Origin of the sequence: Paenibacillus macquariensis, assembly GCF_900156375.1 — a bacterium.
Taxonomy (GTDB): Bacteria; Bacillota; Bacilli; order Paenibacillales; family Paenibacillaceae; genus Paenibacillus_AQ; species Paenibacillus_AQ macquariensis.
Window position 1 is genome coordinate 125,219 of record NZ_FTNK01000004.1, and the last position, 12,503, is coordinate 137,721.

Here is a 12,503-nt window from a genome sequence, read left to right on the forward strand (position 1 = left end):
TCGCACAAACGTAGGTTCTAAATTGGCAAGAACGTTTGTTCTAAAAAGTGTTGAAAGAAACAAGTGTTCGTGTTATAGTTATTTCAATAACAAGAACAAACGTTTGGGAGATGGTATTAATATGTTGAGATATAGTACTTACGAAAGTATTCATAGACCTAGTAGCGATGCACTTACACGTACAAATACATATGCATGGAGAGTAAAACTAAATGCTTTCATATCCCCACAGTTGATTAAGAGACTGATATGGGTGTTGTTACTATTGACAGTAGGCTGTACTGGGATGGTCAGTGCATTTGCTAATTCTGCCGGAGAGGTTCGTGAAGAGAGACATTTGATCATTCAGCCTGGAGATACGCTTTGGGGGATTGCCATTCAAGAGAAACCTGCTGGTATGGATACTCGCGTATACATCAAAGAAATGAAACATTTAAATGAATTATCTAGCGGTACAATCAAGGCTGGAGAGGTGCTCTCATTACCACAATACTGAATTAGAACGTTCAATAGAGCTTGCTGAGGAGGAATCCTTGACAAGCTCTTTTTATCATGGCAAAGTTAGTACTGTTAGTCTTGATTGGAGGAAAGTTTATGGATATAGACAACGTGATATTACGTATTAATGAACTTGCCCAAAAGAAGAAAACAGTAGGCTTAAATGAGGATGAAATGCAAGAACGTGCGCGTCTACGTGAACACTACCTTCAGAACATTCGTAACAATTTCAAGCAACAGTTGGATTCGATAGAATTCACAGATGAACTATCGAGTTCTGATCAAGACAGTAATAAGTAAACCTACATTATAAGGGGGACAACGGCATGGCTCGTTCGTGGGAGAGAATGGTACAGAAAAATAAAACCCAGCTCAATAAGCAACGTAAGAAACAAGGTAAATCAAGCATTTCCAGTATGTCGAGTGCAGGATCTGCGGCAAGTGGAGAAGCTTTTAAGGGTCGTAAAATAGCTCTTCCTGTTGTGTTAGTTTTGTTAGCATGTTTATATGGACTACTTGGTATTGCTTCAAGTAATGTTCCTGGCAAAGAGAACTTAAATACACCTACGATGACATGGTTTATCATGGGGGCATACATTTTACTTGGGGTCATTATTTATTTGAGACGTCCATACTTGCTTGTAGGTAAAGATACATTACAGACGACGAGGTTAAATAGAGTGCGTGACATATCAGCTTCTAAGATTACAAACATTAAAGTAGCCAAGGGTTCCGTTGTGATCGAGCAGAGTGGCAAGGGTGGTAACTGGGTATTTACTCGTCTCATTAACCGCTATGATATTCAAGCTATGGGGTTACGATTGGAAGAATTCGCTAAAGCAAACAACATACCTTTCGAAAAGTAATGGGTGAGGGAGAGAATTAGAGAGATGTCGATAAATGCTGTTATGTTTGATTTAGATGACACCCTATTGTGGGATGATCGTAGTGTTGAGGAATCTTTTGAAGCCACTTGTAAGAGAGCTGCTGATATTACTGGAATAGATCCTATTCAATTAGAAGCTGCTGTTAGAATTGAAGCTAGAGCGCTGTATGAGTCATATGAGACATATCCTTTCACTACCATGATTGGCATTAACCCATTTGAAGGACTCTGGGGGCACTTTACTGCAGGGGAACAATCTGAATTTCGTCAGCTAGAACAGATTGTTCCTTTATATCGTAAAGAATCATGGAGACTTGGCCTTTTGAAAATGGGTATTGACGACGCTCAGTTGGGTGCGGAACTTGCTGAGCAATTCGGAGCGGAAAGACGTTCTCGTCCACATGTATATGAGGAAACCTTTCAAGTGCTTAAAGAATTACGTGGAAAGGTGAAATTACTTTTACTTACGAATGGATGTCCAGCATTACAGCAAGAGAAGTTGGATGGTGTTCCAGAATTAGCTCCTTATTTCGATGAGATTATCATTTCTGGTCAATTCGGTAAAGGTAAACCGGACGTTTCTATTTTTAATCATGCACTTTCTAGACTAGGCGTTACTAACGATCAAGCACTTATGGTTGGTGATAAACTGACGACGGATATCCGTGGAGGTCTAGCTGCAGGAATTCAGACGGTATGGATTAATAGAACCAACAAACCTGCGGACCCAGAAATTGTACCCAACTTCGAAATTGAGCATCTATCACAACTGCACAAGATCATTGCTCAATTCTCTTAAAACATTATTTCACCAAAAATATGGATTTGTTCTCATTTGTTTGTATCAAAAGCCTTTTTCTCTGTTTCGGTAGAGTGAGAGGTTTTTTTGTTTATATGATAAATGTCACAATATTGTGTATAAATGATTCGTTCTGATGGAGTTTGAGCTTTATAATAGAATTGATAAGTAGAATGAGTACATACTGGTTAGATTTGATAGGCAATGAGTAATTAGAAAGGTTGGTAAATCTATGAGAAGAATGATCGCGGGTACAAGTTTATTATTGATCCTATTAACGGGAGTTGTGGGGTGTAGTAGTGCAAGTAAAGACCACGCAGGGATGGATATGGTGAACGATGGTTCGTTATCACCAGTTATCGTAGAATTAAGCATTCAACCTGATCCGGTGAAAGTGAAAGAGAACGTGAAGATTGAAGTTCTAGTGACTCAGAATAACAAGCAAGTGACGGATGCAGATAAAGTGAGCATTGAAATCGTACCTACAGCAGCCAATGGGAAACATATAGAGATGCCTGCTAAGCATGTGGGTGATGGGAAATATGTCTTGGAGACAAGCTTTGATCAAGCGGATAAGTATAGTGTTACTTCTCATGTAACGGTTGGCGCTATGCATACGATGCCAAAGAAAGAAATAACCGTTACGGACTGAATGAACGCTATATAAAATAAAAAGACAACCTCACTTTTCCATAAACGGAAAGGATGGGGTTGTCTTTTAAAGTGTGAAATATATGATTAAGCTTTCTTAAAGTCAGGATCATTGACAGGTGATGACACCCAGCCATTCTCTTCGATAAAGAGGCGAACAGCGATAATCTGACGGTTATCCATTAATGTGAAGAAATGATTCGTATTCTCGGGTACAGAGATAACATCTCCAGCAGATAATTCAACATCGAAATAGCCAACATCTGCAGATCCTTTGATAACAAAGATTCCTTTACCAGACACAATGGCACGAATTTCATCTTCCGTATGGGTATGGACTTCTTCAAATTTGTTAAGAAGTTCACTCAGATTCGGAGTTGAATCGGAAAGTGTGATGACATCCCATATTTTATATCCACGACGTGCAGCCAAATCTTGAATTTCCGCATCATAAATCTTTAGGATTGTGCTTTTCTGTTCATCCGTTAAAATGAAATTGTTTTGTAGTTCTTCTGGCAACTTAGCCGGTTCCCAACTTTCATAAATAACATCTTGACTCTCCAAAAAAGTACGGACATTTTCTTCTCCAGTGATGCGTTCGTTCGTGTTTCTAATAACGATTTCAGCCATTCGTAACCCTTCTTTCCCACTTGGTTTAATTAGCATTATAATATAGGTTTATTTCTTTGTCGATGATTGATTTAGCAAAATGCTAAGCCTATCAAGAGAAATTGCACGGAAGTTGCTTCTCTATTGTAACGTATTCTGTTAAAATAATATTTAACGTTTTGCAGGGGGGATATAAGTTGAATATACAGAGCCTAGAAGAATCATTAAAAGAACGAATATTCATCATGGATGGCGCTATGGGGACAATGATCCAGCAAGAGGATCTATCGCCAGCAGATTTTGGTGGAGAAGAGTTAGATGGTTGTAATGAAATGTTAGTTCTTACCCGTCCAGATGTGATTGAACGAATTCATGAAGAGTATCTGGCTGCAGGTGCAGATATGATTGAGACCAATACATTCGGTGCAACTTCAGTTGTACTTGCTGATTATGATATACCTGAAATGGCTCGGGAAATCAACTTGAAAGCTGCTGAAATTGCACGCCGAGCTGCAGATAAATATAGTACGGATAGTAAACCTCGTTATGTTGTAGGTGCAATGGGGCCTACGACGAAGACCTTGTCTGTGACAGGTGGGGTTACCTTTAAGGAATTAATTGTATCTTATGAGGAACAAGCCCTTGCTTTGATCGAGGGTGGTGTCGACATGTTGTTGTTAGAGACGAGTCAAGACACGTTGAATGTGAAGGCAGGAAGTATTGGTATTCGTCAAGCTTTTGAAACCAGTGGTGTGACATTACCTATAATGATCTCGGGTACGATAGAACCGATGGGTACAACTTTAGCTGGTCAGAATATTGAGTCCTTCTATTTATCGCTGGAGCATCTTAATCCGATTTCAATCGGACTCAACTGTGCTACAGGACCTGAGTTTATGCGAGATCATATTCGTTCTCTTGCTGCCATGGCCAAAACAGCTGTAAGTTGTTATCCCAATGCTGGACTACCGGATGAGAACGGGCATTATCATGAGTCACCTGAATCACTTGCCTTTAAGATCGCTGACTTTGCTTCAAATGGCTGGTTGAATATTGCAGGAGGATGCTGTGGAACGACACCAGAACATATCCGAGTGATGGCAGAGACGCTATCTAAATATGAAGCTCGTCGTGTGTACGGGGAACATCCTCCAGCAATTTCTGGTATTGATGCAGTCTTTGTTGAAGAGGATAATCGTCCAATCATGATCGGAGAGCGTACGAATATTTCGGGTTCTCGGAAATTCAAACGCCTAATTAAAGAAGAGAAGTTTGATGAGGCTTCTGAAATTGCACGTTCTCAAGTCAAGGGTGGAGCCCAAATTATAGATATAAACCTTCAGGACACGGATATCGATGAGGAATTCGCTGTGAATCATTTCCTTCCAATGGTAGCTAAGAAGATCAAAGCTCCGTTGATGATTGATTCTACATATGATCACATTATCGAATTGGGACTTCAGTATTCGCAAGGGAAAGCGATAATTAACTCTATTAACCTTGAAGATGGTGAATCAAAATTCGAATCCGTTGTTCCTCTGATACATCGATATGGAGCAGCAGTAGTATGTATCTTGATTGATGAGCGTGGACAAGCGGTCACACGTGAAGCTAAGCTTGAAGTGGCAACGCGTTCGTATGATCTTCTTGTGAATAAGTATGGTTTACATCCATCGGATATCATATTTGACCCTAATATGTTCCCAGTAGGTTCTGGTGATCCACAGTATATCGGTTCGGCTGTTGAGACGATAGAGGGGATTAAGTTAATTAAGGAGAAGTTCCCTCTGGCTAAAACCATTCTTGGACTAAGTAATATCTCCTTTGGTTTACCTGATGCGGGGCGTGAAGTATTAAATTCAGTATATTTGTACGAATGTACAAAAGCTGGACTTGATTATGCTATTGTGAACACGGAAAAGCTAGAAAGATACGCTTCTATATCGCAAGAAGAACGTCGCCTTGCAGAAGATCTTATTTATCATACGGATGATAAGACGCTTGCTGATTTTGTAGCAGCCTTCAGAGAAAAGAAAATCGTCAAAAAGGAAGAGATCTCTAATCTTACATTAGAAGAACGTCTTGCTTCTTATGTTGTTGAAGGAACGAAAGAAGGACTTCTTCCTGACTTAGAAGAGGGACTGAAGAAATATTCTGCACTAGAATTGATCAATGGCGCTCTAATGACCGGAATGGCGGAAGTAGGCAGACTTTTCAACAATAATGAACTTATTGTTGCTGAAGTATTGCAAAGTGCTGAAGTTATGAAAGCATCCGTAACGTATCTTGAGGATTTCATGGAGAAGGATGAGAGCAGCGTTAAAGGTAAAGTCATTTTAGCGACAGTAAAAGGTGATGTTCATGATATTGGAAAGAACTTAGTTGAGATTATTCTTTCTAATAATGGTTACCAGATCATAAACTTGGGTATAAAAGTACCACCTGATAAGATTATAGAAGCTTATCGAAATGAGAAAGCCGATATCATTGGCTTATCTGGATTACTTGTAAAATCGGCTCAGCAAATGATCGTTACTGCTCAGGATTTGAAGATTGCAGACATTGATGTTCCGATTATGGTAGGTGGAGCTGCACTTACTCGCAAGTTCACCAAAACGCGTATTAAACCAGAGTATGATGGTATGGTTGTCTATGCGAAGGATGCTATGGATGGGTTAGATATTGCAAACAAACTGATGGACCCAGAACTGCGGGAAGTGATGATAGCAGAGATGCTTGTTGAACAAGAGGCGATCTTAGCTGCTAGCCTTGAGACCGTACCATTACCAGTGTTGACTCGTGCAGTGAAGTCTACGATTGCAACGGACAACCCTGTGCTTATTCCACCAGATACAGAACGTCACGTTCTTCGTAATTATCCTATTTCTCATATTATTCCTTATGTGAATATGCAGATGTTGTTAGGTCACCATCTTGGGTTGCGTGGTTCGGTGGAAACATTATTAGCAGAAGGTAATGCGAAAGCAGTGGAACTAAAAGCGAGTGTAGATACTATATTAGATGAGGCAAGAGAGAATGCAATTATTCAAGCTCATGCGATATACCGCTTCTTCCCAGCACAATCTCAAGGCAATGATATTATTATCTATGATCCAGAAGATCATTCGAAAGTGTTACACACATTCACTTTCCCTCGTCAGAGAGTAGAACCGCATCTTTGTCTATCTGATTTCTTGAAATCTGTAGAGAGTGGAATTATGGATTATGTAGGATTCCTTATCGTTACGGCAGGACATGGGGTTCAACAACTGTCTACAACTTGGAAGGAAAACGGTGATTATCTTCGTTCGCATGTGCTGCAAGCCGTTGCGCTAGAGACCGCGGAAGGATTAGCAGAACGTATCCATCATATGATGCGCGATTCGTGGGGCTTCCCTGATCCAGCGGATATGACGATGAAGAAACGTCATGGTGCTCGTTATCAAGGGATCAGAGTATCTTTTGGTTATCCAGCTTGTCCAGATTTAGAAGATCAAGGACCGTTATTTAAGCTTCTACAACCAGAAGACGTGGGTATCGAGTTAACGGAAGGGTTCATGATGGAACCAGAAGCTTCTGTATCCGCGATGGTATTTAGTCATCCACAGGCTCAATACTTTAATGTTGAGAAAGCATAAATTAACGTTAAATATGAAGTAAATACCACTTGGACATATCAGCATAAGATCCTCCGATATTTCGGGGGATCTTATGTTGGGTTGTTGAAAGGAGAAAGATAAGAAGCATGGAATTATTGTTTCTTGGTACGAATGCAGGTGTTCCAACGCTGCAACGAAATGTGACCTCTATCGCACTGCGTTTATTCGAAGAAAGACGCAGCTTCTGGCTATTTGACTGTGGTGAGGCTACCCAGCATCAAATCCTCAGATCGCCATTAAAGCTCAGTAAGCTTGAGAAAATATTTATAACACATTTACATGGTGATCATCTATTCGGTCTCCCTGGGCTACTTGCTAGTCGTAACAATCAAGGCGGAACTTCGCCCTTAACAGTCTATGGTCCTCGTGGTATTAAAGAGTTCTTAGACACGACTATGAAGTTGAGTCAATCACGTGTGGACTATGTATTAGAGGTAGTGGAGCATGAAGGTGGAATTATCTTTGAAGATAAGGGATTTATTGTTGAATCTAGATTGTTGGAGCACCGGATAGATAGCTACGGATATCGTGTGACGGAGAAGGATCGTACAGGGAGTCTTAATATGACGCTCTTAGAATTGCACGGAATTAGACCGGGTCCACTGTATGGAAAACTCAAGTGCGGTGAGAGTATTGAATTAGAGAATGGGACGGTTTTACGTCCAGAAGATGTGTTGGGACAGCCGAAAAAGGGAAGAATTGTAACCATCCTTGGAGACACACGCCCGTGTCCTGCGGTTGTTACATTAGCACAAGGTGCGGATATGCTTGTTCATGAAGCTACATTCCTTCATGAGATGGTAGAGACTGCTCACGAGTATTATCATAGTACAGCAATTCAAGCCGCTAACGCTGCTAAAGACGCAGAAGCGAAACAATTGGTTTTGACGCATTTCAGCTCACGATATAAAGATATGGAACAACTTGGTCAGCTTCTTGAAGAAGCTAAAGAAATTTTCCCGAATACAATGTTAGCAGAAGAATTTCACATTCTTCCAATTGAGCGTATACAATGAGATAATTGATGTGTAGTACATTGAGAAATAATCATCAATTATTTTCCGGGCAAGCGCAAGTTTAGACACAGGGTTCCATAAAAATGCTAGGGATTTCAGTTATAGTTCGATAATATGTGACGAATGACGAGTGGAAATGATGCGATATGAGGTGTTATATGCCTTAGGAGTCAGGAAATAGTGATTCGTTTAGTATTGTTGGTATTAAATATTGAAACATTTCCCACTATCTGAAGTGAGCGTGGAAGGTGTAACATTCCTGAGTATATGGAATCAGCAGAGAGTTCAGTAAACTTCATTAATGATTCACAGCATTAAGTGAATGGAAATTTACTCATTAATTGGTCTTACGTGAAAGGATGTTTCTTAGAAATGAAGAAGTCTAAAGGTCTATTAATTGATCTAGATGGCACGTTGTATCATGGGAAACATATGATTTCAGGAGCAGACACACTTATAAATACGTTGAAAGAATTGCATATTCCGTATTTATTCGTAACCAATAACTCATCTCGAACAGCAGAAGATGTAGCAGAGGTATTGAACGGTATGGGCATTCAGGCTGCTCCTAGCGATGTTTGCACATCGTCACAAGCAGCGGCAAAGTACATTGCAACTGAATCACCAGGAGCCAGAGTGGCAGTTCTAGGAGAGCACGGGCTACGTCATGCGTTATCTGAAGCTGGGTTGCAAGAGGTAGAAAGCTCACCACAATATGTGGTGCAAGGAATTGACCGATCTTTTACATATCATTCATTATCTGCAGCGATTGGTTGGATTAGTGAAGGTGCACAATACATTCTAACTAACCCTGATTTACTTCTTCCTTCTGATGATGGACAAATACCAGGTGCAGGGACGATCGCGGCTGCAATTGAAGCTGGATCTGGCGTGAAACCTATTGTTATTGGCAAACCTTCCAGTCATTTAATGACCTATGCTACGGATATATTAGGTATGGAGGCAACAGACGTAATTGTCATTGGTGACAATATGCGTACTGATATTGCTGCTGGCGCTGCAGCTGGTTGTGAAACGGTGTTAGTTCTTACTGGAATTACTACGGAAAATAACTTGCAACAGCATATCCAGTCTACTGGTGTGGAGCCAGATGTTATTTTTAAGGACTTGCATGAACTTCTTAATTTCCTGAGCGCTTAAAAGAAATGTAAGCATTTCAATAAATGGCGTTATAATTAATAATTATACAGATGATAGATGAAAGGGTTGAAGAACACATGCCTGAAATGCCCGAAATGGAAAATTACAGACGACTCATTACTGATCAGATATTGGATGTTCCAATCACGAATGTCATTGTGAATAGGGAGAAGTCCATTAATATCGAACAGGATATTTTCATCTCTGAATTATTGAATACAAGGGTTATTTTTATAGAACGTCGTGGTAAATATTTGAACTTTCATTTAAACAATGGACGTAGATTGTTAGTGCATCTTATGCTTGGTGGACTCATATTTGTTGGTAAGAACGAGGATCTTCCTCAGCGGAATACGCAAGTAGAAATTTCATTTGGAGAAACGACGTTATACTTTATGGGGCTTCGACTAGGATACGTTCATCTGTTGTCGGCGAAGGAAGTTGAACAAGTACTGGGTCAGCTTGGTCCAGAAGTGACGGATCGAAGAATGAATAGTGAGCGATTCCTCAATATTGTAAATGGTCGTCGTGGTGCTTTAAAAACGTTACTCGTAAACCAAAATGTCATCGCAGGGATTGGGAATCGTTATGCGGATGAGATAGCTTTTGAAGCGAGATTACTACCATCAGCGAAGGTTCAGGACCTAGAGCCAGAAGCAATAGAGCGATTATACGTTAGTACTAAATCTGTACTAAGTAAAGCCGTTGAGGCTGGAGGGTATATTGACACACCTGTCACGAAAGATGATTCCCACACAGGTAGCTATAAATCGGAGTTTAAAGTATATGACCGTGAAGGTGAGCTTTGCCCACAATGTGGTGGTATCGTGGTTAAAGTCGAGTTGAATAGTAAAAAAACGTTCTATTGCCCTACATGTCAGCATGAACAATGACCTGAAGATCGGGAGTCATATCAGTATTCGAGGTGGCTATGCTAAAGCAGCACGTCGCGCGATCGATATGGGGGCTCGATCTTTTCAATATTTCCCTAAGAACCCACGTAGTTTGCATATTAAAGACTTCGATAGTAAAGATGCGCAAAGATGTAAAATTCTATGCGTAGAGGCCGGAATAGTGAGCATTGCGCATACGCCGTATCCTGTCAATCTAGCTGTAGATCAGAGTGACGAGCAGGCATTGTACGATCTTACAGTGAGGTCAATACAGAATGATCTATGTATAGCCGATGCCTGTGGTTCGTTGGGGGTTGTGGTCCATTTTGGCCATTATAAAGGAAAAGATCCGTTACAAGGTTATAAAAATATAATAAAATGTCTAAATGAGGTACTCTCTTCGTGGGAAGGACACGCAAAGATATTAATAGAGAATCAAGCGGGACATGGTCACAGTATGGGGACTACGCTTGAGGAGATGGTTAATATCCGTAAGTTATCCCAATACCCTGATAAAATTGGCTTCTGTTTCGATACATGTCATGCATTTACGGCAGGAATATGGGATACTTCTCATAGTGATTCGTTATTCGAGAAAGGTGAGGTATTGGATTATTGGCGTAATCTAATGGCTGTTCATCTTAACGATTCCCGTTTTCCTTACGGTTCTGGGCAAGATCGCCATGCACGCGTGGGAGAAGGGTTCATTGGCGAGAAGCCATTTCAAGAGCTATTGACGTATAAAGGTATTGCGAATGCGGCAATTGTGATGGAAACAGAAGCGGGGATAGATGGAACACATAAAGAGGATATCTCCAAAGTCCTTAGGTGGACTTCGCTATAAAGAGAACATGTAGGGTGAGATTGTCAAATCATTGAAGGGGATGATAATTATGATTCATTTGTACTTAGATGACTATCGTCGCTGTCCTAAAGGATTTGCATTAGCTCGTAGTGGAGAAGAATGTTTGATGATGCTAAGGGAATGTAAAGTTGATATCTTATCACTTGATTATGAACTTGGGTTCGATAGTGAGATGTGTGGTAGAGATGTAGTGACGGCGATCATTCGAGAAGGCTTATACCCACGCGAAGTTTATCTACATACGTCAAGTATGTCAGGTAAGCAGGAGATGTACCAGTTGTTCTATGAGCATAAACCTGCGGAAATGATCCTCCACAATGGGCCAATGAGTGATAAGGAGTTACACCGTATTGCGAAGGCCGCTGAATTATCATGAGGACGCTTAACGAGCTCGAGTTACGCTCCGAAATGGATAATAAGGGTAAACCTATAGCTGTATTTATGTACACGCCACTATGTGGAACCTGTAAAGTTGCCCGACGGATGTTGGAAGTGGCGGAGCATTTACTTCCCTCAAATATACTGTCTGTGGCAGATGTTAATATGATGCCTCAAATAGCTCAAGAGTACCAGATTACAAGTGTACCGGCTCTACTGCTTATGGATGCAGATCGCAGCTATCCAGCAAGGATTCGCTATCGTATGGGGTCTGTGGAAGAATTATTAGAAGCGATAAGGAGTGTGATCTGAATGATATCGATGCAACATATTACGCTGCAAAGAGAGAATGATATTATACTGAATGATGTTTCTCTTGAGATTAAGAGTGGTGAGAACTGGGCTATCCTAGGTAGGAATGGTTCTGGTAAGACAACACTGTTAGAAATGATGACAGGTTATCTGTTTCCTAGTCGTGGTCGAGTTGAAGTGATGGGCAATGTGTATGGGCAGTGTGATATTCGTGAAATACGCAAAAGTATTGGATATATCAGTCCTTCATTATTAGATAGATTTACTATGACGGATACCGTGTGGGAAGTTGTGGCAACGGGAGCATATGCGTACTTGCGCTTCTACGAAGCCATACCACAAGCCGTCAAAGAGGATGCGTATCGTCTATTAGAAGAAATGAACATATCAAAGTTAGCTGAACATACATTAGGTACCTTATCTCAAGGCGAACGTAAAAAGGTGTTGCTTGCTCGCTGTTTAATGGGTAATCCTAAGATACTTATAATGGACGAGCCGTGTGCAGGTCTTGATCTTTTTGAACGTGAAAAAATGTTAATAGAAGTAGATCGTTTGCGACAACGCGATATAACGGTCGTCTATGTTACCCATCATGTAGAAGAAATTGTTCCACTATTTACCCATGTAGCTCTTATTAAAGATGGTCGCTTAGCTGGTGCAGGACCAAAGGAACAAGTTCTAAATAAAGAAATGATTATGCGTACCTATGAAATTCCAGTTGAACTGGAATGGGACGGCGGACGTCCCTGGATCAAGGTAACTTCTGGAGGTTAATC

The 12,503-nt window shown here is 40.7% G+C and carries 14 protein-coding genes; 13 read left to right on the forward strand and 1 reads right to left on the reverse strand.

From position 1 onward, the window contains the following. The first annotated feature begins 121 nt into the window (after positions 1 to 121). The 5 genes from BW961_RS09085 to BW961_RS09105 all read left to right on the forward strand — a co-directional run bounded on the left by BW961_RS09085 (position 122) and on the right by BW961_RS09105 (position 2,835). Positions 122 to 496: a LysM peptidoglycan-binding domain-containing protein gene (locus BW961_RS09085; RefSeq protein ID WP_068585679.1), complete on the forward strand. Its 375-nt coding sequence runs from the start codon at positions 122 to 124 to the stop codon at positions 494 to 496. A gap of 98 nt (positions 497 to 594) precedes the next feature. Beyond that, positions 595 to 798, forward strand: coding sequence for a DUF896 domain-containing protein (locus BW961_RS09090; RefSeq protein WP_068586089.1), 204 nt, complete (start codon positions 595 to 597; stop codon positions 796 to 798). 26 nt (positions 799 to 824) lie between these two features. Beyond that, a complete protein-coding gene (locus BW961_RS09095) occupies positions 825 to 1,364 on the forward strand; it encodes a hypothetical protein (RefSeq protein WP_068585675.1) in 540 nt (179 codons plus the stop codon). A 24-nt stretch (positions 1,365 to 1,388) separates the two neighbouring features. Then, positions 1,389 to 2,183 (forward strand): HAD family hydrolase, encoded by a 795-nt coding sequence (locus tag BW961_RS09100; protein ID WP_068585673.1) that lies wholly within the window; start codon positions 1,389 to 1,391, stop codon positions 2,181 to 2,183. Between the two features lie 232 nt (positions 2,184 to 2,415). Beyond that, positions 2,416 to 2,835, forward strand: a complete 420-nt coding sequence (locus tag BW961_RS09105; protein ID WP_068585670.1) for a FixH family protein — start codon at positions 2,416 to 2,418, stop codon at positions 2,833 to 2,835. Positions 2,836 to 2,921: 86 nt separating this feature from the next. Here BW961_RS09105 and BW961_RS09110 read toward each other — a convergent pair whose 3' ends face one another. Next, entirely contained in the window at positions 2,922 to 3,464 is a 543-nt protein-coding gene (locus BW961_RS09110; RefSeq protein WP_068585667.1) for a cupin domain-containing protein, read from the reverse strand. Positions 3,465 to 3,688: 224 nt separating this feature from the next. Between BW961_RS09110 and metH the strand changes: the two genes are divergently transcribed. The 8 genes from metH (at position 3,689) to BW961_RS09150 (ending at position 12,501) form a co-directional block, all read left to right on the forward strand. Continuing rightward, on the forward strand, positions 3,689 to 7,081 hold the full coding sequence (metH, locus tag BW961_RS09115) for a methionine synthase (RefSeq protein ID WP_394327621.1): 3,393 nt from the start codon (positions 3,689 to 3,691) through the stop codon (positions 7,079 to 7,081). A gap of 107 nt (positions 7,082 to 7,188) precedes the next feature. Next, the gene (gene rnz / locus BW961_RS09120; RefSeq protein WP_068585661.1) at positions 7,189 to 8,118 is read left to right on the forward strand and encodes a ribonuclease Z; all 930 of its coding nucleotides are present in this window, start codon (positions 7,189 to 7,191) and stop codon (positions 8,116 to 8,118) included. A gap of 372 nt (positions 8,119 to 8,490) precedes the next feature. Beyond that, positions 8,491 to 9,279 carry a TIGR01457 family HAD-type hydrolase gene (locus tag BW961_RS09125; protein WP_068585658.1) on the forward strand — a complete coding sequence of 263 codons (789 nt, stop codon included), beginning with the start codon at positions 8,491 to 8,493 and terminating at the stop codon, positions 9,277 to 9,279. A gap of 77 nt (positions 9,280 to 9,356) precedes the next feature. Further along, complete coding sequence (locus BW961_RS09130; protein WP_068585655.1) at positions 9,357 to 10,172, forward strand: Fpg/Nei family DNA glycosylase; 816 nt, start codon at positions 9,357 to 9,359, stop codon at positions 10,170 to 10,172. Then, positions 10,162 to 11,016: a deoxyribonuclease IV gene (locus BW961_RS09135; protein ID WP_068585652.1), complete on the forward strand. Its 855-nt coding sequence runs from the start codon at positions 10,162 to 10,164 to the stop codon at positions 11,014 to 11,016. Before BW961_RS09130 ends, BW961_RS09135 begins: the two co-directional genes overlap by 11 nt. A 49-nt stretch (positions 11,017 to 11,065) precedes the next feature. Beyond that, a complete protein-coding gene (locus BW961_RS09140; protein ID WP_068585649.1) occupies positions 11,066 to 11,413 on the forward strand; it encodes a cyclic-phosphate processing receiver domain-containing protein in 348 nt (115 codons plus the stop codon). Continuing rightward, the gene (locus tag BW961_RS09145) at positions 11,410 to 11,727 is read left to right on the forward strand and encodes a thioredoxin family protein (protein WP_068585646.1); all 318 of its coding nucleotides are present in this window, start codon (positions 11,410 to 11,412) and stop codon (positions 11,725 to 11,727) included. The genes BW961_RS09140 and BW961_RS09145 overlap by 4 nt, the downstream gene beginning before the upstream one ends. After that, positions 11,728 to 12,501 carry an ABC transporter ATP-binding protein gene (locus BW961_RS09150; RefSeq protein WP_068585642.1) on the forward strand — a complete coding sequence of 258 codons (774 nt, stop codon included), beginning with the start codon at positions 11,728 to 11,730 and terminating at the stop codon, positions 12,499 to 12,501. Positions 12,502 to 12,503 lie beyond the last annotated feature (2 nt).

Bases quoted from the DNA above. Each gene is read 5' to 3' on its own strand.
- BW961_RS09085 (WP_068585679.1), top strand. From the start codon at position 122: ATGTTGAGATATAGTACTTACGAAAGTATTCATAGACCTAGTAGCGAT.
- BW961_RS09090 (WP_068586089.1), top strand. From the start codon at position 595: ATGGATATAGACAACGTGATATTACGTATTAATGAACTTGCCCAAAAG.
- BW961_RS09095 (WP_068585675.1), top strand. From the start codon at position 825: ATGGCTCGTTCGTGGGAGAGAATGGTACAGAAAAATAAAACCCAGCTC.
- BW961_RS09100 (WP_068585673.1), top strand. From the start codon at position 1,389: ATGTCGATAAATGCTGTTATGTTTGATTTAGATGACACCCTATTGTGG.
- BW961_RS09105 (WP_068585670.1), top strand. From the start codon at position 2,416: ATGAGAAGAATGATCGCGGGTACAAGTTTATTATTGATCCTATTAACG.
- BW961_RS09110 (WP_068585667.1), bottom strand. From the start codon at position 3,464: ATGGCTGAAATCGTTATTAGAAACACGAACGAACGCATCACTGGAGAA.
- metH (WP_394327621.1), top strand. From the start codon at position 3,689: ATGGATGGCGCTATGGGGACAATGATCCAGCAAGAGGATCTATCGCCA.
- rnz (WP_068585661.1), top strand. From the start codon at position 7,189: ATGGAATTATTGTTTCTTGGTACGAATGCAGGTGTTCCAACGCTGCAA.
- BW961_RS09125 (WP_068585658.1), top strand. From the start codon at position 8,491: ATGAAGAAGTCTAAAGGTCTATTAATTGATCTAGATGGCACGTTGTAT.
- BW961_RS09130 (WP_068585655.1), top strand. From the start codon at position 9,357: ATGCCTGAAATGCCCGAAATGGAAAATTACAGACGACTCATTACTGAT.
- BW961_RS09135 (WP_068585652.1), top strand. From the start codon at position 10,162: ATGAACAATGACCTGAAGATCGGGAGTCATATCAGTATTCGAGGTGGC.
- BW961_RS09140 (WP_068585649.1), top strand. From the start codon at position 11,066: ATGATTCATTTGTACTTAGATGACTATCGTCGCTGTCCTAAAGGATTT.
- BW961_RS09145 (WP_068585646.1), top strand. From the start codon at position 11,410: ATGAGGACGCTTAACGAGCTCGAGTTACGCTCCGAAATGGATAATAAG.
- BW961_RS09150 (WP_068585642.1), top strand. From the start codon at position 11,728: ATGATATCGATGCAACATATTACGCTGCAAAGAGAGAATGATATTATA.